The organism is Bacillus sp. LQ01 (genome assembly GCF_057624735.1).
Window position 1 is genome coordinate 1231337 of the sequence record NZ_JBYEZL010000002.1, and the last position, 22271, is coordinate 1253607.

At 34.7% G+C, this 22271-nt stretch carries 16 protein-coding genes; 12 read left to right on the plus strand and 4 right to left on the minus strand.

Annotated features, from left to right (window positions below; translation table 11 throughout):
• The first annotated feature begins 2 nt into the window (after nucleotides 1-2).
• The 6 genes from AC22L0_RS18840 (at nucleotide 3) to AC22L0_RS18865 (ending at nucleotide 9052) form a co-directional block, all read left to right on the plus strand.
• Nucleotides 3-1001: a hypothetical protein gene (locus AC22L0_RS18840; RefSeq protein ID WP_000368246.1), complete on the plus strand. Its 999-nt coding sequence runs from the start codon at nucleotides 3-5 to the stop codon at nucleotides 999-1001.
• A gap of 17 nt (nucleotides 1002-1018) precedes the next feature.
• The gene (locus tag AC22L0_RS18845; RefSeq protein WP_000526726.1) at nucleotides 1019-2056 is read left to right on the plus strand and encodes an LCP family protein; all 1038 of its coding nucleotides are present in this window, start codon (nucleotides 1019-1021) and stop codon (nucleotides 2054-2056) included.
• Nucleotides 2057-2402: 346 nt separating this feature from the next.
• Complete coding sequence (locus AC22L0_RS18850) at nucleotides 2403-4106, plus strand: peptide ABC transporter substrate-binding protein (RefSeq protein ID WP_000730165.1); 1704 nt, start codon at nucleotides 2403-2405, stop codon at nucleotides 4104-4106.
• 298 nt (nucleotides 4107-4404) lie between these two features.
• Nucleotides 4405-6120: a peptide ABC transporter substrate-binding protein gene (locus AC22L0_RS18855; protein WP_000823429.1), complete on the plus strand. Its 1716-nt coding sequence runs from the start codon at nucleotides 4405-4407 to the stop codon at nucleotides 6118-6120.
• A gap of 435 nt (nucleotides 6121-6555) precedes the next feature.
• Nucleotides 6556-8250 (plus strand): peptide ABC transporter substrate-binding protein, encoded by a 1695-nt coding sequence (locus AC22L0_RS18860; RefSeq protein WP_000823443.1) that lies wholly within the window; start codon nucleotides 6556-6558, stop codon nucleotides 8248-8250.
• 82 nt (nucleotides 8251-8332) lie between these two features.
• Nucleotides 8333-9052: a class I SAM-dependent methyltransferase gene (locus AC22L0_RS18865; RefSeq protein WP_000828247.1), complete on the plus strand. Its 720-nt coding sequence runs from the start codon at nucleotides 8333-8335 to the stop codon at nucleotides 9050-9052.
• Nucleotides 9053-9092: 40 nt separating this feature from the next.
• Here the strand turns inward: AC22L0_RS18865 and AC22L0_RS18870 are convergent, their stop codons facing one another.
• Entirely contained in the window at nucleotides 9093-9488 is a 396-nt protein-coding gene (locus AC22L0_RS18870; RefSeq protein ID WP_000554977.1) for a hypothetical protein, read from the minus strand.
• 134 nt (nucleotides 9489-9622) lie between these two features.
• On the opposite strand from AC22L0_RS18870, the gene AC22L0_RS18875 reads away from it, so the two are divergent.
• The 6 genes from AC22L0_RS18875 (at nucleotide 9623) to AC22L0_RS18900 (ending at nucleotide 18245) form a co-directional block, all read left to right on the plus strand.
• A complete protein-coding gene (locus tag AC22L0_RS18875) occupies nucleotides 9623-9958 on the plus strand; it encodes a hypothetical protein (protein WP_000842888.1) in 336 nt (111 codons plus the stop codon).
• A 71-nt stretch (nucleotides 9959-10029) separates the two neighbouring features.
• Nucleotides 10030-10368 (plus strand): VOC family protein, encoded by a 339-nt coding sequence (locus tag AC22L0_RS18880; protein WP_000511523.1) that lies wholly within the window; start codon nucleotides 10030-10032, stop codon nucleotides 10366-10368.
• A 257-nt stretch (nucleotides 10369-10625) separates the two neighbouring features.
• Nucleotides 10626-12722 carry a vWA domain-containing protein gene (locus tag AC22L0_RS18885; protein WP_000702076.1) on the plus strand — a complete coding sequence of 699 codons (2097 nt, stop codon included), beginning with the start codon at nucleotides 10626-10628 and terminating at the stop codon, nucleotides 12720-12722.
• Nucleotides 12723-12801: 79 nt separating this feature from the next.
• Nucleotides 12802-16164: a tubulin-like doman-containing protein gene (locus AC22L0_RS18890; protein ID WP_487272393.1), complete on the plus strand. Its 3363-nt coding sequence runs from the start codon at nucleotides 12802-12804 to the stop codon at nucleotides 16162-16164.
• 57 nt (nucleotides 16165-16221) lie between these two features.
• Nucleotides 16222-16362 (plus strand): hypothetical protein, encoded by a 141-nt coding sequence (locus AC22L0_RS18895; RefSeq protein WP_001116193.1) that lies wholly within the window; start codon nucleotides 16222-16224, stop codon nucleotides 16360-16362.
• A gap of 500 nt (nucleotides 16363-16862) precedes the next feature.
• On the plus strand, nucleotides 16863-18245 hold the full coding sequence (locus AC22L0_RS18900; protein ID WP_000051665.1) for an APC family permease: 1383 nt from the start codon (nucleotides 16863-16865) through the stop codon (nucleotides 18243-18245).
• A gap of 74 nt (nucleotides 18246-18319) precedes the next feature.
• Here AC22L0_RS18900 and gerSC read toward each other — a convergent pair whose 3' ends face one another.
• From gerSC to AC22L0_RS18915, 3 genes are read right to left on the minus strand one after another with little or no spacing between them, the layout of a single operon-like run.
• Nucleotides 18320-19456: a spore germination protein GerSC gene (gerSC, locus tag AC22L0_RS18905; RefSeq protein ID WP_001252211.1), complete on the minus strand. Its 1137-nt coding sequence runs from the start codon at nucleotides 19454-19456 to the stop codon at nucleotides 18320-18322.
• Nucleotides 19457-19474: 18 nt separating this feature from the next.
• The gene (locus AC22L0_RS18910; protein ID WP_087967723.1) at nucleotides 19475-20554 is read right to left on the minus strand and encodes an endospore germination permease; all 1080 of its coding nucleotides are present in this window, start codon (nucleotides 20552-20554) and stop codon (nucleotides 19475-19477) included.
• A complete protein-coding gene (locus AC22L0_RS18915; RefSeq protein ID WP_487272395.1) occupies nucleotides 20551-22089 on the minus strand; it encodes a spore germination protein in 1539 nt (512 codons plus the stop codon). The genes AC22L0_RS18910 and AC22L0_RS18915 overlap by 4 nt, the downstream gene beginning before the upstream one ends.
• Nucleotides 22090-22271: the final 182 nt, after the last annotated feature.

The window sequence follows — 22271 nt, forward strand, 5'->3', positions numbered from 1 at the left end:
GGATGGATAATGAAAAATTATTTGATGAGAAATTAAAAAAGAGAATAAAAGATGAAAATGTTATAGTACCTCCAGAGTTAAATGAAAAAATTAATGGCACGCTACATAATCTTCAGGTAAAAAAGAAGAGTTACAAAATTCATATGATGATAATTAGTGCAGCGGTTTGTATACTTTCAGTGGTATCTATGTCTGAGTTTTCTATACAAAGTTTTGCGCAAAATGGTGGAGTATTTGAATATGTAAAGAAAAAAGCGTTTTCTGATTATGAAAATGAAGAAGAAATAAAATCGAATGTACATTATCCAGATAAAGAAAAGATTCATCAAAAAATGCTAGATTCTATTGATTATTTTAAAAATATTTCAGGACAATTTGAGGAATATTCTAGCTCATCAAGAATTGCTACAACATATAAGTATGCGATTGATACGGAGAAACAAAGAGGTATCTCTTCGAAAGAAGATAAACTAGCCAAAAAACGAACAATTATATATAACGAGGGCAAGAAAAAAGAGTTTGATGATGAGAAGTATACCTATAAAGAGACAAAATGGAACCCGAAAGAAAGAAACAATGAACTATTAAAATTAAATCCTACGGAAAGGTTAGTGAGAAAATCAGATGAGAAAAAGAGATATGATGATGAATATGTAGGGCTAGCTAAATATAGTATTCAATCAGAATTCGCAGATTTATTAATTCGATATAAAGATTGGAATTATAAAGAAACGAAATATCTTGGATTAGATTGTTACAAAATTGAAGGAGTTATAAACATAGAGATGCCTGTTAGCACCTCTGAAGATTTAAGAGGGAAATTCGAAATGGTTGTGGAGAAAAATACAGGGATTATGTTGAAATTTCTTAGTTTTCAAGAAGGCTTGATTCAATATTCAGTTACGACTGAATGGATACAAATAGATAAGGGATTGAAAGAAAGTATGTTTCAAAAGGATAGCGCTAAATATGAAAAAATGAAAAACATATTGGATCAATAGAAACAGGAGGAGAGTAAATGGGGAATCATTCATCTTTAAGAGAAGAGAAAAATAAGCAAAAATATAAAAAGAAAAAGATAATAAGTTTACTACTGGCGGTATTACTATTTGGTGGAATTGGCTATGGAGCCTATGTATATATGAAAACTTCTAGTCTTGTACAAAAATCTAATTTGAATTTAGCACGAGGTGAAAAATCCAATTTACGTGAGAAATCTGTAAAGCCAATTGCAAATCATGTTTCACTTTTAATTATGGGAATTGATGAAAATCAAGAACGACAAAAGGAATATAATGGTGCATTTCATACAGATGCATTATTGTTAGCGACTTTTAATAAAGACGATAAAACAGTGAAATTAACAAGCATACCGCGTGATACATATACATATGTTCCAGTTGAAAAGAAAAAAGATAAAATAACCCATGCATATGGAAGTGGTTTCGTTAAAAATGGTAAAGATGGAGGACCGCAAGCTTCTGTGGAAGCGGTAGAAAAATTGTTACAGGTGCCTGTTGATTATTTTGTGAAATTTAATTTTGGTTCCTTTACTAAAATTGTTGATGGGTTAGATGGTATTGAAGTGGATGTCCCAGTTGAATTTACGGAGCAAAATAGTAAAGATGAACCTGATGCGATTCATTTGAAAAAAGGATTACAAAAATTAAATGGGGAAGAAGCACTTGCACTAGCAAGAACGCGCCATATTGATAGTGATGCAATGAGAGGACAGCGCCAACAACTTGTTATTGAAGCGATTTTAAGTAAATTAAAAAGTGTAGGATCGATTACGAAGTTAGAAAAAATAGTTGAGGCGGTTGATGGTGATTTTAAAACAAATTTAGTAATGGATGATATTTTATCTTTTTATAAATACGGTTTAAACGGTTCAGTTGAAAAAATACAATTAGCTGGTGATGATTTATACTTACCTAATGGCCCAAACGGGCAACGTGTATATTATTATAATCCTAATAAAAAAGATCTACAGAGTTTGAGTAATACTCTTAGAACACATCTAGGATTAAGTGAAAAGCAAATTGAGGAGAATTAAAGCAGACGAAATGTCTGCTTTTTTATTTTTGTAGAAAAGATGTTTTTAGATATATGCATTATTTATTAGCAATAATTAACAAGTATTCAAGTGGTAAATGAGATGAAAGTGATTAAAACAACAAATGTGTATGAATGCGAAATAAGGTTTGAACAACATATGGCATTTTTATGAATATTACTGTAAAAAAATAATTTTTTAAAAATTTTCAATAATAATACTTTACAAAAATTAAAAAATTAGTAGAATAAGAATTAGTAAGAATCGTCTGATAAATATATAGAGAAAAACAGAATTATCAGAAAATTATTTAATAGCTATCGTTAAGAATTAGGGAGGGTACAAAATGAAAAAGAAACAAATGAAAAAACTAACAGCAGTTGTAGCACCGGTTTTAGCAATGAGCATGGCATTAACAGCATGTTCTACATCAGGTGGAGATAAGAAGACAAGCACAAATTCTAGCTCTAGTGGAGATAGTAAGTCAGGGGAAAAATTAGCAGCAAAACAAGTGCTAAATCGAACAGTAACACAAGAGATTCCGACGATGGACTCTTCAAAATCAACTGATACAGTATCTTCACAAATGCTAGGTAATACGATGGAAGGGTTATATCGTCTTGATAAAGACAATAAGCCGATTCCAGCAGCAGCAGAATCTAGCACGAAAAGTGAAGATGGTAAAAAATATACGTTCAAACTACGCAAAGATGCAAAATGGTCAAATGGAGATCCAGTAACTGCGAAAGATTTCGTATACGCTTGGCAACGTCTATTAGATCCAAAAACAGCTGCTGAGTATGCATTTATCGCATTCCCGATTAAAAATGCAGAAGTAGTAAATAAAGGAGAAAAACCTGTAACTGAATTAGGAGTAAAAGCAGTAGATGATCTTACGCTTGAAGTTGAGTTAGAGCAAGCAGTACCGTACTTCTTAAACTTAGTAGCATTCCCATCATATTATCCATTAAACGAAAAGTTCGTTAAAGAAAAGGGCGAGAAGTTCGGTTTAGAGTCTGATACAACTGTCTATAACGGACCGTTCGTTCTTAAAGATTGGAAGCATGAACAAGGATGGCAATTAAAGAAAAATGATCAATATTGGGATAAAAAGACTGTGAAACTGGAAGAAGTTAACTTTAGTGTTGTTAAAGAGGCTGCGACTTTAGTCAATCTATATGATAGCGGTCAAGTTGACTTTGCTTTATTAAATGGAGAGTTCGTTGATAAATATAGAAGCAAGAAAGATGAATTTGGCACATATTCACAAGTAAGTACGTATTTCATTCGTATGAACCAAAAACGTGATGGACAAGACACGCCATTAAAGAGCAAAAAATTACGTGAAGCAATTGCGTTATCAATTGATAAAAAGAATTTAGCAAATGTAATTTTAAATGATGGATCAAAAGAAGCTGACTTCTTAGTGCCAAAAGGATTAGCAACTGGACCGGATGGTAAAGATTTCCAAGAGACGTTTAAAAACGGTTTGAAACCAAATGCTAAAAAAGCGGCTGCAGCTTGGGAAGAAGCGAAAAAAGAACTTGGAAAAGACCAAGTTACGATTGAATTCTTAAACTACGATACTGGTAATGCGAAAAAAGTTGGCGAATATATTAAAGATCAGATTGAGAAAAACTTAAAAGGTGTAACAGTTAATATTAAACTTCAACCATTTAAGCAAAAACTAAAATTAGAAACTGAACAACAATATGATATTTCGTATGGCGGATGGAATCCGGATTATGCAGATCCAATGACGTTCTTAGATATGTTTGAGACTGGACATTCTCATAACCAAATGAGCTTCTCTGACCCTAAATATGATGGCATGGTGAAAAAAGCTGGAACGGAATTAATGAGCGATGCGAAAAAACGTTGGGAAGAGTTAGGAAAAGCTGAAAAAACATTACTTGAAGAAGATGTAGCGATTGTACCTTTATATCAACGAGGAGATTCTTATGTTTTACAACCAAATGTAAAGGGAGTAGTAAAACATAATATCAGTCCAGAATTTAGCTTTAAGTGGGCATATGTGACTGAAAAATAATAGAGTTGAAAAAGCATTTAAAAGTGGCTTAGCTACTTTTAAATGCTTTTTTTGTGAGCTTAAAATACTAATTTTTAGTGTGGTTAAATAGAAGAGAATAAGGTGTATAGTATGTACATATAGTAGATGGGGGATAAATCATACTAAATTAAAAAAATCAGAATATTTAAAATTAAACTATTTACAAATACGAAAAAAAGAGTAGAATAACATTAGTTGTAATTTTCTGAAAAACGAATCTTTAGTAAGGGGTCTCTCAAGGATTGGTAATGTACATATAATTAGGGAGGGTATAAAAATGAAGAGAAAAAAGCTGAAAAAGTTAACGGCAGTTGTAGTACCAGTTTTAGCGATGAGTGTTGCATTGACAGCATGTTCTGGGTCAGGTGGGGAAAAGAAAACGACTACTACATCAAATAGTGGGGAAGAAAAAAAATCTGATATTAAATATGCAGCGAAACAAGTATTAAATCGTACGGAAAACCAAGAAATTCCGACGATGGATACTTCTAAATCTACTGATACATTAGGTTCGCAAATTTTAGGGAACACGATGGAAGGCCTATATCGCCTTGATAAAGATAATAAGCCAATTCCTGCTGCGGCAGAGTCTAGTACGAAAAGTGAAGATGGTAAAAAGTATACGTTTAAACTGCGAAAAGATGCAAAATGGTCAAATGGTGATCCTGTAACAGCGAAAGATTTCGTTTTTGCATGGAAGCGCTTACTTGATAAGAATACTGCGGCAGAATATGCATTTATTGCTTACTATATTAAAAATGCAGAAGCAATTAATAAAGGAGAAAAACCTGTAACTGAATTAGGGGCGAAGGCGGTAGATGATTACACGCTAGAAGTAGAATTAGAAAAACCGGTACCGTATTTCTTAAATTTATTAGCATTCCCATCATACTATCCATTAAATGAAAAATTCGTAAAAGAAAAAGGTGATAAGTACGGTTTAGAAGCAGATACAACTGTGTATAATGGTCCATTCGTTATGTCTTCATGGAAACATGAACAAGGTTGGCAGCTGAAGAAAAATGATAAGTACTGGGATAAAAAGACTGTGAAATTAGAAGAAATTAACTATAGTGTAGTAAAAGAGGTTGCAACGAAAGTAAACTTATATGATACAGGATCAATTGATTTTACATTACTATCAGGAGAGTTTGTAGATAAATATAAATCGAACAAAGAAGAATATGGTGAGTATGCGGAATCAAGTACATTCTTCTTACGTTTAAATCAAAAACGTAACGGACAAGATACGCCTTTAAAGAGCAAAAAACTTCGTGAAGCAATTGCATTATCAGTTGATAAAAAAGGATTGGCAAATGTAATTTTAAATAATGGTTCAAAAGCAACAGATCAATTGGTTCCAAAAGGACTTGCGACAGGGCCAGATGGTAAAGATTATCAAGATACATTTAAAAATGGTCTGAAATATAATCCGAAAAAAGGAGCAGCAGCGTGGGAAGAAGCGAAAAAAGAACTTGGAAAAGATCAAGTTACAATTGAATTGCTAAGCTATGATGATGGAACTGCGAAAAAGATTGCTGACTATGTAAAAGATCAAATTGAGAAAAATTTAAAAGGTGTAACGATTAATACGAAAATTCAGCCGTTCAAACAAAAATTAAAATTAGAAACTGCGCAAGATTATGAAATTTCTTATGCAGGTTGGAGTCCAGACTATGCGGACCCAATGACATTTATTGATATGTTTGAATCGAAGAGCCCGTACAACCAAATGAGTTATTCAAATCCAAAATACGATGAAATGGTAGGAAAAGCAGGTAATGAATTAATGAGTGATGCGAAAAAACGCTGGGAAACGTTAGGGAAAGCTGAAAAATTATTCCTTGAAGAAGATGCAGGGTTAGTTCCTTTATATCAAACAGGAAGATCGTATGTAATGAAACCGAATGTAAAAGGAATTGTGAAACATAACATCAGTCCAGAATATAGCTTTAAGTGGGCGTATGTAACTGAGGATGGCGGAAAAAAATAAAGTGAAAGCATTTCAAAAGTGGCTGAGCTGCTTTTGAAATGCTTTTTAGTATGTATAAGGGAATAAATCTCGTTAGCCTATTGAGAATCGGGTAGGTAATTAGGAAGGTTCTATCGGAGGGATTTAGAGAGGTCAGTAAGTAGTAAGACAGATGATAGTAAGAGACCTCATGCTAATAAGAAAAATATAGAACGTAGTAATAGAGTGGAATAAGGGGAGGGATGTTTACATATAGTAGACGGGGATAATTCATATAGTAGTTAAAACAACAAGTTACTATAATAAAAAAATAAATATTTAGAAAATTTACAAAAATACTTTACAAAATTTTAAAAAATAGTAGAATATTAATTAATAAGAATTTTCTGATAACGAAAGTTAGTAGAGAAATTCTAAATGTTAATATCGTACATATAATTGGGGAGGGTACAAAAAATGAAGAGAAAAAAGATGAAAAAATTGACAGCGGTCGTAGCACCAGTTTTAGTAATGAGTATGGCATTAACAGCTTGCTCTGGATCAGGAGATAAAGAGAAGGCAAGCACAACACCAAAAAGCGGTGAAAAAGAAGGCGGAAAGCTAGCGGCGAAGCAAGTGCTTAATTTAACAGAGTCTCAAGAGATTCCATCTATGGACTCTGCTAAAGCGACAGACCAAGTATCGTTTCTAGCTTTAAACAACGTAATGGAAGGTTTATATCGACTTGATAAAGATAATAAAGCAACACCAGGAGTTGCTGAATCATATAAAAAGAGTGATGATGGTAAAAAGTATACATTTACATTAAATAAAAATGCAAAATGGTCAAATGGAGACCCTGTAACAGCGAAGGATTTCGTGTTTGCTTGGAAACGTGCGGTAGATAAAAATACAGCAGCGGAATATGCATACATTATGTTTGATTTAAAGAACGCAAAAGCAATTAATGATGGGAAAGCACCACTTGATACGTTAGGTGTAAAAGCTGTAGATGATTACACATTAGAGGTAGAATTAGAAAATCCAGTTCCTTACTTTGTAGAATTAACTTCATTCGGAACATTCTATCCGTTAAATGAAAAATTCGTAAAAGAAAAAGGTGAAAAATTTGGTTTAGAAGCAGATACAACGTTATACAACGGACCATTTACATTAACAGACTGGAAACATGAAGAAGGATGGAAATTAAAGAAAAATGCACAATATTGGGATAATAAAACAGTTAAGTTAGATGAAATCAACTTTAACGTAGTAAAAGATAGCGGTACACGTGTAAACTTATATGAAAGCGGACAAATCGATCGTGCGGGACTTACATCTGAAATGGTTGACAAATATAAATCAAATCCAGACTTTTATACACAAAAAACACCATCAACGTTCTTCTTACGTTTAAACCAAAAACGTGGTGGGCAAGATACAGTATTAAAGAACAAAGATTTACGTTTAGCGATTGCAAAGGCATATGATAAAAAAGGCTTAACGAACGTTATTTTAAATGACGGATCTACACCAGCAGATTACTTAGTACCAAAAGAATTTGCTAAGAGTCCAGATGGAAAAGACTTCCGTAAAGAAAATGGAGATATTTTAAAAACAGATGTGAAAAAAGCAAAAGAGCATTGGGAAAAAGCGAAAAAAGAACTTGGAAAAGAGCAAGTAACGATTGAGCTATTAAACTACGATAGCGATAATGCGAAGAAAGTAGGAGAATTCTTAAAAGGAGAACTTGAGAAAAACTTACCAGGGTTAACAGTGAACTTGAAAAATCAACCGTTTAAACAAAAATTAAAATTAGAATCAGATTTAGATTATGATTTATCTTACGCTGGTTGGGGCCCTGACTACTTAGATCCAATGACATTCATTGATATGTTCGTTACAAATGGTCCTCATAACCAAACTGGATATTCAAATCCAAAATATGATGAAATTGTAGAAAAAGGTAAAGGCGAGCTATTAACGAAAACGAAAGAACGTTGGGATAGCTTACTAAAAGCTGAGAAAATATTACTTGATGATGCTGTAATTGCACCATTATATCAACGTGGTGATGCTATCGTTCAAAGACAGAAAGTAAAAGGTATTGTTCACCATCCGGTTGGTGGAGACTACAGCTATAAATGGGCATATATTACAGAGGATAAGTAAGATGAGGGGCGTACAATACGCCCTTTTTTCTATGCACTTTTCTTCCGTGCTCGAATATATAAAATAAAAAAGGGAGAATCCCATGAAACGAAACACATACATCGATTTCCTAGCTTATTACGGAATAGGAAGTGCTCATCCTGGTGGCTTTACGTTAACAAAACAATTGTTAGCACAACTGCCTTTTAAATATGGAGCGAATGTCCTTGAGATAGGTTGTGGTACGGGGAAAACAGCGGCGTATATGACAAGGGAATTTGGCTATAAAGTAACAACGGTTGAAAAGAATGAAATTATGATTCAAAAGGCAAAAGATAGATGGTTGTTTGAAGGGTTAGATATACAATTAATTGAAGGAAATGTAGAGCATTTACCGTGTTTGAATAACTCATTTGAGTTCGTACTTGGAGAATCAATCATCGCTTTTACAGACAAAGAAAGGGTTATCTCGGAGTGTTATCGTGTATTACAGCAGGACGGTAAGCTTGTTGTCATTGAAATGATTATTGATAGGCACATTGATAAGGGTGAGGAAGAAAAAATCGCCCAATTATATGGCATGAAAGAACTGTTAACTGAGAATGAGTGGGTACAATTATTTCAGAAAGCAAATTTTAAAAGAATTACAATTGCGGGTGGTGGCACGATTGCAGAAACAATCTCTGGCTATGTAGAAGAGCCAGAATGGAATGTATCCTCACATATTCCGAATGAGTTATATGAGGCGTGGGCACAGCATGAAAATGTACGGCTTATGTACCAACACATTTTAGGGCATCGTATTTTTATATGTGAAAAATAAAGAAAAAGAGTTGGCTAAAGGTAGCCAACTCTTTACTATGTTAAATGAAAAATAATGCAGCTAATGTAATTCCGAAGATGAAACCAAATCCGAGTTCAACACCCCAGCCACAACCGCCGCCTCCCCAGCCGCCGCAACCACAACTACTACAACCACGACCACCACATCCGCAGCTGCTGAATCCACCACCGCATCCGAATCCACAACTATCACACCTGCTAAGGCCTCCACAAAGGTCACAACCACCGTTTGCATAAGCGTCGTAGTATCCGAACCCTGAATCAAAAGATGAGCGCTGTTGCACCGGTTCGATCCATACAGAGTTTTGTGTCACATCGATTATTTTACCTAAATGTATACGGCCATCACGGTCTTCAATCCGAACAACTTTTCCGAAATAACGTTGGCATGTATCATAACATTTTTGTCTATGCATATTCTTTCCTCCTTCCGCATTACAGTAATACGATATGTAAGGGGGACAAGTGCGGCTTGTACGAATGCCCTATCTATCATAATTGTTATAGGAAAGGGGAAATATAAGAAGAGGATATATAAGGAGGAAAAGGCATGAAATCTACAGATCAGTTTCAGACATACGAAGTACCATGGGAAGATTTTATTGAAGCGTTACGAGAGGAAATGAAGAAGCAAGTAGGGACAGATATTATTGATACAGTAGTTTGCAATTTAGAAGATGGTTTTGAAGTGTATACATATGTGCAGGGGGATTTAGATTTTGAATATAAGGAAGCGCTTGAGAGAAAATACGGAAGTGATGCGAAGACACCTAATGTGTTAACGATAATGTTATTAGCTAGTATTTATAATACAAGTGAAGAGAATATACGCTTGCATGCGGATAATAAAGAGAATCCGATTGTTGAAGTGTATGTAAAGCAATGAAACACGCTGTGGAAGGCGTGTTTTTTATTTGTATGATAAAATGTTAGAAAATTGAGAAAGAAGGTGAAGGATTGGGAATTAAACATCTTAATTTAACAGTTACAGATGTAACAGCAGCTAGAGAGTTTTTAGAGAAGTATTTTGGTCTAACTTGTAGTGGAACAAGAGGGAATGCCTTTGCAGTTATGCGTGATAATGATGGATTTATACTAACTTTAATGAAAGGAAAAGAAGTTCAGTATCCAAGAACATTTCACGTAGGATTTCCACAAGAAAGTGAAGAACAAGTAGATAAGATAAATGAAAGATTGAAGGAAGATGGATTTTTGGTCGAGCCTCCTAAGCATGTCCATGCGTATACGTTTTACGTTGAAGCACCTGGTGGATTTACAATAGAAGTGATGTGTTAAGTCAAAAATCAAACTTTTTGTTATGTGTTTTTAAAATAAAAAGTAGGAAAAGTCTGTTTTAAGTGTGGAGCTTAAACAGGCTTTTTTACTTATAGTATCGGATAGAAAACGCTAGAAGGAATAATATTCAGTTCTTATAACTGTTTACATAATAAAATTATGCTGGGTTCGTTGTCCTAAAATACAAGTCATATATCTTGTTTCCTCTCATAAATTTAAACATAGGAATTTGTCTACAAAGGTGGCGAAGCCTCATCATGAAAATCCGAATTTGTGCCACGTTCATGTTGTTTCTATTTATATGTTTACCTTTATCAGCTTTTGCAAAAGGAGAGGAGGCAAAGGAAAGGGTCGTTTCACTTGTATATGACGATTCGGGCAGCATGAGAAATAACGATCGCTGGAAATATGCCAATTATGCTTTGCAAAGTTTAGTTGCGCTATTGGATGAAAAAGATAAATTTTCTTACGTTCCAATGAGTAAGCCGAATGAGCCATTAAACATTTCGTTAACGAAGGATAAAAGGCAAACAGAAATTGAGGGAATTGGAGCATGGAAAACGTATTTAAATACTCCATTTAGCGCGGTAGAAACGGCGATGCAATCTATAAAAAAGGAAGCAGATATAGATGGAAAACGTGAATTTTGGCTTATTGTATTAACTGACGGGGCATTTAATGATTTAGAGAAAGATAAGGTTGGCGGAAAAGAACAAATTTTGCAGAAATTAGCCCAGTTTAAGAAAGAAATGGATGCAAAAAAGATATCGTTACATCCAGTCTTAATTACGATGGAAGAAGATTTAGGACAACAAGAAAAAGAACAACTAAATACGTTCAAGGAAATATGGAAGAAAGAGATAAATGGTGTTACGATGCCGTCAAGCGGAGAAGATGGCATTGTAAAAAGTGTAAATCAAGTGGCAGCATTAGTTGCAAATCGTGATCCATTCTCCTCTGTTGAATCGATTGTAAAAACGAAAGTAGTGGGGAAAAGAGTAGAGATTACAACACCGTTTCCGTTAAAGCGTATGACGCTTGTACGACAATCGCCTTCTCTGCCCGATTATCAGGTCACACAAATTTCTAAACCATTACAATTACAATCTTCTTTTTCCATACATGCACCAGGAGAAGCAAAATTGTTCGGAAATATAGTTCATATAAGTACGGAAAATGAGGAAGTTATTAAACCAGGAACTTATACGATAGAAGTGGACCGAGATATTGAGAAAGAAGGGTTACAAGTACTAGTCGAACCGGCACTTAATTATACTGTTTCTACTTATGATAAAGAGGATAAGGATAGAAAAAATGTTGAGGAAATGTATGAAGGTGTGACAGCTGTTATTGAAGCAAGGCCTACGGAGTTGCCAGTTCAGTCTTCTTACTTTCAGGCAGAAGTAGAAATAGACGGAAAACAATATGCAATGAAGTGGAACGATAAAAGGCATGTGTTTTATTACGAAACGAAGCTTGGTAAAGGGTTAGTACGCGGGAAAGTTCATATGAATATAAAGGGGTTTTATAGACAGACGAAAGAATTTAAAATTGAAACAGCTGAGAAACCGAAATTATCACTTCAAACTGTTACAAAAGATTATGAAGAAAAAGTGACAAATTTAGAGAATAGTAAACCGTTTATTATACAACCACAGTTAGATGGTAAGCCGATGACAGAAGAGGCTGTAAAGAAACTATTAAAATCTACTGGTGTCACATCTAAACAATCAATCAACTATGAAATAAAGCAACATGGAAATCAAATCTATGTTTATCCTCGTCCCTATTACTCCGACACATTTAATTTTACAGATACCGGCACCGTAGAAGCTACCATCGTAATGCAGGATTCAAAGTTACAAGAAGTAAAGAAAAACATAACATTCCATATTCAAGATGCTCCGTTTTATGAAAAATATGCGCTTATTTTTAAGTTTGTCATTCCTATCACTTTATTACTGTTAGTAGTAGGAATCATTGTTTTAGGATGGATTGTTCGGCCAAGATTTCACCGGAAAGCACTACTGTATTATGAATGGGATCAAGAGGTAGCGAAAGATTGGCTATATCAATCTGAACCAGAATTACTTCGAAATAAATGGTGGAACCATTATTTTGGGATCCCATTTAGAGCAGAAAGAAAAACTGTGCAATCCGTTACATTTATAGCGAAGAAAGGTTCGAAATCTGTCTTTGTAGCGAAAGAATCACAAGTAGTTGGAATGATTATTGATGGAATGTTTATAACAGAGGATGAAGTAGGAATGGAACATAAGACACTATATCCAAATGAACTTTTACTAATTGATAGAGGATATGGTAAGGAGATTTACAAGTACGAATGTGAATAGTAGGTAGGGATAAGAAGGGGATGGAGTATTCATTCTCTTTCCCTTTTTTCAAACAAGCAAGAATAGGAAGGTGGTTCACATGACATTACAAGTTCCAACAATATTAATTGGTTTAGGTGGAATCGGTAGTACTGTGACGCATCAAATATATGAAAAACTGCCTGAAGAGCGCCGAAAAAAGGTAGCAATGCACGTATTTGATACAGATGTGAATACATTAAGTAAATTTGATCATATTCGAAAGTTTAAGACACAAACAAGTTCTAGTAAAACGCCTAGGGAGTATATTGCAGGAGATCCAACGATCCCAGAGTGGTTTCCGATGGATCCGACTATACTTGATAAGCCATTAACAGAAGGAGCAGGACAGTTACGCGTTATTTCACGTTTAGCGTTACGTGCTGCGATGAAAGAAGATAAATTGACGTCTTTTTGGCAAGAAATCGAGAAAATTTTTCCGGTTACAAGTGATCAAACGGAATATGGTGTGCGTGTCATTATAGTAACATCACTAGCAGGCGGAACAGGTTCAGGGATGTTTCTGCAAATTGCATTATATTTACGTGAAATGCTTCGGAAGAAATTGCAGCATCATAACATTTTAATACGCGGTGCGTTTTTAATGCCGGATGTTTTAGTAAAGACGAGAACAGTTAGCACGAAAGAATTTGAAACGGTGCAAGCAAATGGCTATGCATCGTTAAAAGAATTACATGCTATTACGCTCGGTTCTACTGGAGAATTATCAAAACGCGGCGGTGTAACAATTGAATTAGAGTATCGCCCTGATCAAGTAGATGAAGACGGAAGAACGAATCATACAATTAAACAACATCATTTACCGTACAATTATTGTTTCTTATACGATTATGAAAACCTACATGGACACCATTTACACAATTTATCAGATTATATGGAACAGATGGCAAATACAATTTATTTACAGTTATTTAGCCCGATGTCCACAAGTCATTTTGCACAAGAAGACAATCAAATTCAGCAATTAGCAGAATCAAGCGGAAAAGGACGATATTGCGGGGCAGGAACGGCAAAACTCATTTATCCGTATGAGCATGTGTTAAAATATTGTGCTTTAAAATGGGCTGTGCAAGGTTTAGATGAATCGTGGCTTCATTTAGATCAACTGTTTCAAGAGAAGAAGCAAAGATATGACCAAGATGTAAAACGTGGGATGCAGCGTGAAAAGCCGGAGAGAGGTAAAAGTTATTTAGAGGACTTGGAACATCTTGCTACCCGTCCAGAGCAAGCTCATATTTTCTATAGACAAATGTACAATGAAACACGTGAAGGAGCAGAGGGTGGTAAGCTCGGAGTTGCGAAATCAAAACTGTTTTTAGAAGCTGTAGAAAGTTATGTACAACGAACGGTGCAAAAAGATGAGGAATTAAATCGTCTGCAACATGAGTGTAAAATTTCAGCTGCGAAACTGAAAATGATGGAACAAATGAAAGGTGAAGTGGCAAGAGTGGATCATGCGGTTCGTTTATATGCGTATGCGATTCCGAGCCGTGTACATGAACATGTAACGACACTTTTATATGACATGATTGAATCAGACCGCTTTTCACCAAGTGGTTCTGAAGGGCAGTCCTATCAATTAAATACATGGTTTTTAAAGAAAACAGATCCAGTTCACCCAGTAGCAGCACGTTTTATGTTATATGAAATTCGAAAGCAGTTAGTGGAAAAAATGAATCGACTACATGAAAATAATGAACAAAAGCGAAATGTAATTCAAAACTACGATAAAAAATTTAATGTGGGTAATATCGATGGAACGGTAACGGCTGTACGCCGAGTAGAAATTGCTCAACAACAAGGCTGGTTTGGAAAAATGATTAATAATCAGCAACGTTTATTCAAAAGAGAATTTGAAGACATTATAACGCAATATGTACACAAATTAAATGAATATCGAAAAGAAATGCTATTAGAACTTGTATATCAATCGCTATATCAAGCAGTTAATAAAATGATTCAATATTGGGAAAGATTTTTTGATAATTTACATGAAACACGTGAAAATTTACTGTTTGAAATCCAAAAGCGCAGTAAGGAATTTGAAGGGAAAACAAACCCGACGAATGTATATGTATTAGCTGAGGAACAGCTGCAAGAAAAGATATGGCAAGATATGCAGCAACATTTAAATTTAGGTGTACTACCGAAAGATATATCAGCGGAAATTTATATGAGTTTGTACGGGGAATATTGTCGTGATGCGAAAACAGAAGAGATTCAGTCGAAAAAGGTAGAGGATTTCTACCGAGAACATATACTGAGCTATTGTTATGACGAACTGCAAGTACGCTATCGTGATAAATTAGAACTGAATATCATTGAAGCGTTGCGAAAAGAAGCAGATTATAAGAAACGTGATCGCGATGAATACGTTCGTGAAAAAATTGAAGACCTGTTCCATTTAGCGAGTCCATTCGTTCCGAAAGTTGCTCATCATAGGGAATTACAATATTGGGGTATACATCCTTCTTTAAAGAAAGAGCTGCAAGAGGAATTAATTCAAGAAATGTTTAAAGAAAAAGATACAGTACATGAAGCCTTTTCGCCATTTGAAGTGATCTGTTATCGAGCGCATTACGGCTTATCGCTGCAGGACTTTCCTAAATTATCATCAGGACATATTTCAAACGGATTTATGAATGATAAAGGTGACTATTTCCAATCGTATTATCGCCGTGTAAACAAATTAAATAGTAAAAAATCTAGTTTAACGCCGCATTTAGATAAGTATTGGCACTTACCAGCCTTTATGCCAGATTTAAACGCGACTCAAACAAAATTAGATTATGATAAATGTAATCGTGCATTACTATACGCATATATGTATCGCTGGATTAGTTTAGTTGCTGTTGATGGACAGTTTGTGTATCAATATAACGGTGTGGGACGTAGCTTTTTAATTCAGTCGATGGGAAAAAATATTTCAAGCGAAAGTTATAAATTACACAGAGCATTGCTTCATAATCCGTTTATTTATGAAAACATCTTGTCACGATTTGAAGAAGAGCAAGAAAAGGCGATGATACAAGGTGGACATTTATATACACATCCGTTCGTATTAGGAGCCCAAGATGTAAGATGGCTTAGAAAAGAACATGTCCACAATCTTTTAGACATGATTTTAATGTATGACCGTGAAGCGAAGTATGATCCGACGTTAGAAGAAACATCAGATGAATTATTAAGACTATTCCTTGATGAAATCGAGTTGTATTTCCAGAACTATTACGGCACAGGTGCTGATATGGTTGCAAAGAAAGAGAAAGAAATGTTTATTAAACAATTGTGGGATCGCTCGCATGCGAAAGGATATGTAGATCCAAATAGCGCTCCGTATAAAAAATGGCAAAATTTATTAAGTATTCAAGATGAAGAAGAAACGCCAAAAACGAATGTATAGTGAATGAAAAGGGAATCCTTAAAAGTGGCAATACAACTTTAGAAAAGAGGGATTCTGATGCCGTTTTTAGGAAGTGTATATCAAATATTTGGGTTATATCCTGAACTTTATTATGGGATGATTTCAGCAGAGTTGCAAGAGGAAGCTCAGAAGGAGCATCTTGAAAATAGTAGTGCAGAAGCTGAAGTGGAAGAATAAAAAAAAGTGCAGATGAAAATCTGCACTTTTTTGTTAGTATTAAAATGGTGAAATAACCTCAAATGAATTATTATTTTTGAATAATAATTCATTTGAGGTTATTATGATTTTCATTACATTGTATGTAATGAAAATTGTATGAAAATCAATGTAATAAAATGCATATGAATATTAAGGTGGAAAACAACAATGTTTTTGAGAAAATAATTATGTATAAAAATAACATTTGATACATAATCAGCCGATTATTTTTGAGTGATTTATTATTGACAATATAATTAATTGTATGATAAATTCAATCAGCATTCTTAATGGTTTTTTGGTATGGTTAATATTTTGAAAATTCAATACGGTATAAAGAGATTGATTTTTCTGTTTTTATTGAGACGGGTTACTAAGTCTATAGGGGAAGTGAACTATGTATATTTTTATTTTTAAAATAGAACAGTAATAAAGAATGTAACAAGTAAGAGATAAACTTGAAAAAGAGGTTTCAAAGAATGAGTCTTTTCATAAAGAAAGCAATGGATGAAGAAAAGAAAAAAGTATTGAATCAAACTTTAGGAGCGATTGATTTAACTCTTTTAGGTATTGGAGCAATTATTGGTACAGGTATTTTCGTATTAACTGGTATTGTAGCAGCGAAACATGCTGGTCCGGCGATTGTATTATCTTTTGTATTAGCGGCAATTATATGTGCATGTGTAGCTTTCTGTTATGCTGAATTTGCATCTACAGTTCCAGTTTCGGGAAGTGTATATTCATATACATATATGACACTAGGTGAGATTTTTGCATTTATAGTTGGCTGGTGTGTTATGCTGGAGTATTTATTAGCGACTTCTGCGGTTGCAGCAGGCTGGTCAGCATATTTTCAGTCATTGCTACTAGGTTTTAATATTCACATTCCTACGGTTTTTGCTTCGGCACCAGGAATGGGGAAGGGTGGAATCATTGATTTACCAGCAGTTCTTATTATTTTAGTTGTTACATTTTTATTAAGCCGTGGTGCAAAAGAAAGTGCACGAATTAATAATATAATGGTTATTATTAAACTGGCTGTTATTGTAGGATTTATTGTTGTAGGGACACAATATGTAAGACCAGAGAATTGGCAACCATTTCTACCGTTTGGTTTTCACGGTGTGGTAGGGGGCGCTGCTACTGTATTTTTTGCTTTTTTAGGATTTGATGCAGTTGCAACAGCCGCAGAGGAAGTGAAGCGTCCACAACGTAACGTGCCAATTGGGCTACTTGTTTCCTTGTTCATTTGTACCGTTCTATATGTAGGTGTTTCATTCGTGCTAACTGGAATGGTTCCGTTTACGGAATTAAATGTTGCTGATCCGGTTGCATATGCGTTGCGCACTGTAGGAGAAGATAGAATTGCTGGGTTGTTATCGGTGGGAGCGATAGCAGGGCTAACAACAGTTCTGTTAGTAGCTATGTTTGCATTTGTTCGTGTATCTTACTCGATGAGTCGAGATGGACTGTTACCAAAAAGACTTTCAAGTGTCCATAAACGTTTACAAACTCCATTTTTTAATACGTGGGTTACAGGTATACTAGCAGCTTTATTAGCGGGATTAGTGGATTTGAATTTATTAGCTAATTTAGTGAATATGGGAACGATAACAGCATTTGTGTTTGTATCTATAGCTGTCATTGTATTAAGAAAGACACATCCTAATATGAAGAGGCCATTCCGTGCCCCTCTAGTACCTTTTTTACCTATCGTTTCAATAGTAAGTTGTATATATTTGGCATTGAACCTTTCTAAGCTTACTTTAATTAGTTTTGTGGCATGGATTATAATAGGGGTTTTCATATATTTTGTATATGCTAAAAAACATAGTAATGTTAGAAATAGAAATAAAGTATAGTCCATTGAAATAATACTTGTAATGGAAATGAAAACACGCTACTTATTCATATAAGAACAAGTAGCGTGTTTTTTCTATTTAATAATCCCATTTTCTAAAATTTTAATAGTTGGTGCCACTTTCACATTAGCTTTTGAAAAGGCACTCGGCCAATCATCTTCGACTTGTTTCCATTCTTTATATTGAAACGCTCTCGCATAATCACCAAATCCGAATGGATCAAGTTGCTGTTTTTGAATGTTGTGGATTAAATCGTTCAAATCTTTGTTTAGTTGTTTTGTAATAAGAGAAGTTAATTTCTTTCTATCTTTGTCTATATCCATATTGAATGTAAGTTCAGAGACAGCAATTTTCAAATCCATTTTAACATGAAATTTGAAGTGGTTATCGCTATAATCTGTATGGATATCACGATCCATGCTAAGAACATTTATTGTTACGAAATCGCCGCCATCGGTATCTTTTAAATCACTATTACTTTCAACTGAAGTAGAAGGGATTTTCAATGTAAGCGAAACCGGTGTATTCGCTTTCTTTTGTAACAAAAGAAGAAGGGCGCTTTCATAACGATTTAATGACATTTTATAAATTCCGCGAGAAGTTAATAGCGCGGAACCAGTAACGATAACATCCTTTTTACCTTTTTTTATTTCTGAAATAGCAGGTGTTATACCTTTATTAAACGTTTGCCTGTGAAATTCATGGAATGTCGTAAAAACGGTCCGATTGTACAGTTTGTTCGTATTAATTAAATCTGTTAAATACTCGGGAAGGGCAGGCTTATCTTTAAAGTTATTATATATAACTGAAGAAATTGGACCGTCTACTGCAACCATGCGCATGTTTCCAGTGTTTTTAGGATCACGATACCAAACATCAAGGTAAGGCATAGCCCCTTCTTGTTTTAAAAAATTTGTGCTAAATAAAATGAGCTGTAACTTTTCTGTAGATACTAAACCGCCACTTGAACTATTAAACGTTGCTTTTGCTTCTCGAGGTGTACGTACTTTCGCTTCATGTGTTTCGTACTTTTTTTCTACGTCTTCATTAAAAATAGGATTTACGTGGTACACAATTAATTTTCCTTTTGCTTTTGCATCAAAGCCGTAAATTAATGAAATCGATTGTTTTTCTAAGTCGAGTCGATCTCCACAGCCTGTTAAAAAGGTTATGAGAAAGTAAAGTATAGTGAAATGAATAAAGCGCCTCATTTAAACTCTTCTCCTTTTTCAATGCTGATAAAGTGTCATGTATAAGAGAAATACGACCGGGAATAGAAAAACGATAAAATAACTTGCAGTTCCCCAAAATTCTCGCAACGCACTTATTTGGTAAGAGGAAGGGATATAAAAGAATAAGATGAAGATACACCCGAATAATAAACCATAAATAGGTAATGAACTGCTTTTTTTGTTAAGTAATTGATTAATTCCATCTGAAGCAGTGAAAATATAAGGAATACAGGAATCAAAAATGATAAAGAGATAAAATGACAAAAAGATAATTTCAAATCGTTCCAGAAAAGAAAAGTGAAATGGTGTAACGAGAGAAAGGGTAGGCCATAAAAACTTAGTTATACCATCTGGGCTAAAATAAAGGAAAGAAACGAACGTCACTTGCAGGTAAACGAATAAAGTAATCATATTTGCAATAACAATCCCTTTTTTTGCAGATGATTTATTACTGAGGTAAGGATAAAGGACGAATGCAAACTCAAATCCGAGAAAGGCAATAATAGTTGATTTTACTGTGTTGAAAACTGGTATCCATCCCTCTTTAAGGAGAGGAAGAAGATAGATCCAATGCCCATCTTTAAGTGGGATAAATAATAGTAATGGCATCCAGAGTGTAAATAAGACAGTAAAAACAGCATAGCGGCTAATAATAAGAACACCTTTACATGCGAGCATTACCATTGGAATAGATAATAGCATCATGATTAAAAACATTGGAGATCTAGGCAAAATCCAAATGTGAATAACGTATAAGAGGGAAAAAATTAAAGAAACCGCTGCAAGAACAGCATATAAAATCCAAAAAATCATTCCTACTCTTCCTAACCATTTTCCAAGATAACGAGTTAGCACATCAAGTAAATGGTAACCAGGATGCTTCTCCATGATTTTTACAATACATAGACTGACTAAAGTAGTGATAGCGCATCCTATAATAATAGACATCCAGCCATCTGTATTCGCCCCTTGGGCCACTTCACGTGGCAGTGTAAGTACACCGAATCCTACTTGAACACCACTAATCGTTAAAATGTATTGAAATAAACTAATCTCCCTCTTTACACGCTTTGTCACTTATCTTCCTCCTTTTCTTCTATATCCGGTTGTCGATTTTCTTGTTTTAAGTTAAGGGATAGTGGTCGTTTCTTCATTAGTTTCCATGGCAAACGCACAAGAACGTCTTTTAAATCCGTAGCAAATGATGGAGAAAAAGGACTACCGTAAGGAACACCAAGTGATTCCATAGAAAGAATATGGATGATGATAACTGACATTCCAACCATAATTCCAATGACTCCGAATAAAGAAGCGATTATCATCATTGGAAAGCGAAGAATCCGAACTCCTGCTGACATTTCCAGATTGGGAATGATAAAAGAAGCGACTGCGGTAATAGATACGACGATAACCATAACATTACTTACGAATCCTGCTTGAACTGCAGCTTGTCCAATAACAATCCCTCCTACGACGCCAATTGTTTGTCCGACGGGACCGGGAAGTCGAACTGCAGCTTCGCGTAGCATTTCAAGTACTAATTCCATCAAAAGTGCTTCTAATATAGGCGAAAAAGGAATTTTGGCTCGAGATTCTCCAATTGTTAACAATAATTTAAGTGGAATTACTTCATAATGAAAGGAAATCATAGCAATATAAAGAGCAGGAGCAAATATTGCAATAAATAGTCCAGTGAAACGAAGGAGTCGTATAAAAGATGGAATCATAGGTCTGAAGCTGTAATCATCTATCGTCTGAAAAAAGGATGAAAAGGTCATAGGTCCTATTAATACGCCTGGTGAGCGATCTACAATAACGGCAATTCGCCCATCTAGAATATGATGTGCTGTTGTGTCAGGACGTTCAGTTATTGATAATTGCGGAAAGAGAGTAAAGGAATTATCTTCAACAAATCCTTCTAATTCACCAGTAGTAAGAATCGCATCAACTTTTACTGACTCGATACGGGATGCCATTTCTTTTACGACATTTTCGTTCGCAACATCTGCTAGATAAAGCAAAAAAACCTTTGAAGTAGCTCGTTCACCAACAGTGAATTCCTTCACTTTCAATTCGCGATTTGGAATATATCGACGAATAAGTGCAAGGCTGTCGCTCGCTACCTCATTAAATCCTTCGTGTGAGCTTTTTATGGAGCTCTCTGTTGTAGGTTCTTCAATGCTCCTTTTTGGTGCCGCTTGCGTATCAAGCTCTAAAGCGGATAGTTGCCCGTTTATAAATAAAATACTTTTGCCGTGTAAAAGAGATTGTTCAATGTCTGTCCACTGTTGAACTTTTTTAATATTTCCGATAGAAACAGAGGCTTCCCAAAAATCGTCTTCATTCCACTCTTTAAATAAGAGAGGACGAAGAATGTTTACGTTAATAACAGTTTTGTCTACAAGTCCTTCCATATATATAAGTGCAGCTTCCTGTCCGTTTTTTAATGGAAAAGTGCGTGTTATTAATTCTGGAATACCGCTAAACAGTTTGGACAAGTGCTTTAAATTAAGGGAAAGGGAAGAAGAGATAGATTTATTTAATGTGTGATTAGCTTGCTCTTGGGTAGAAAAAGATTTTTCACCACGAATCCATTTATTAAAAGACCCCATTTATTCGCTTACTCCTTGTTATGTTTTATATGGATTATTATGGATAGTTACAAGCTGACATATGCGTAGTTTAAATTTTATATTGTATATTTTTAACTTTAACGCTATAATTATAGTGTTAAAGATGGAATCGTGATATGACCTGTTATGACTCTATCGTTTTATTTATGAATAAATGGATT

Bases quoted from the DNA above. Each gene is read 5' to 3' on its own strand.
- AC22L0_RS18855 (WP_000823429.1), top strand. From the start codon at position 4,405: ATGAAGAGAAAAAAGCTGAAAAAGTTAACGGCAGTTGTAGTACCAGTT.
- gerSC (WP_001252211.1), bottom strand. From the start codon at position 19,456: ATGAGGCGCTTTATTCATTTCACTATACTTTACTTTCTCATAACCTTT.
- AC22L0_RS18870 (WP_000554977.1), bottom strand. From the start codon at position 9,488: ATGCATAGACAAAAATGTTATGATACATGCCAACGTTATTTCGGAAAA.
- AC22L0_RS18850 (WP_000730165.1), top strand. From the start codon at position 2,403: ATGAAAAAGAAACAAATGAAAAAACTAACAGCAGTTGTAGCACCGGTT.
- AC22L0_RS18900 (WP_000051665.1), top strand. From the start codon at position 16,863: ATGAGTCTTTTCATAAAGAAAGCAATGGATGAAGAAAAGAAAAAAGTA.
- AC22L0_RS18845 (WP_000526726.1), top strand. From the start codon at position 1,019: ATGGGGAATCATTCATCTTTAAGAGAAGAGAAAAATAAGCAAAAATAT.
- AC22L0_RS18865 (WP_000828247.1), top strand. From the start codon at position 8,333: ATGAAACGAAACACATACATCGATTTCCTAGCTTATTACGGAATAGGA.
- AC22L0_RS18860 (WP_000823443.1), top strand. From the start codon at position 6,556: ATGAAGAGAAAAAAGATGAAAAAATTGACAGCGGTCGTAGCACCAGTT.
- AC22L0_RS18875 (WP_000842888.1), top strand. From the start codon at position 9,623: ATGAAATCTACAGATCAGTTTCAGACATACGAAGTACCATGGGAAGAT.
- AC22L0_RS18915 (WP_487272395.1), bottom strand. From the start codon at position 22,089: ATGGGGTCTTTTAATAAATGGATTCGTGGTGAAAAATCTTTTTCTACC.
- AC22L0_RS18885 (WP_000702076.1), top strand. From the start codon at position 10,626: ATGAAAATCCGAATTTGTGCCACGTTCATGTTGTTTCTATTTATATGT.
- AC22L0_RS18890 (WP_487272393.1), top strand. From the start codon at position 12,802: ATGACATTACAAGTTCCAACAATATTAATTGGTTTAGGTGGAATCGGT.
- AC22L0_RS18840 (WP_000368246.1), top strand. From the start codon at position 3: ATGGATAATGAAAAATTATTTGATGAGAAATTAAAAAAGAGAATAAAA.
- AC22L0_RS18895 (WP_001116193.1), top strand. From the start codon at position 16,222: ATGCCGTTTTTAGGAAGTGTATATCAAATATTTGGGTTATATCCTGAA.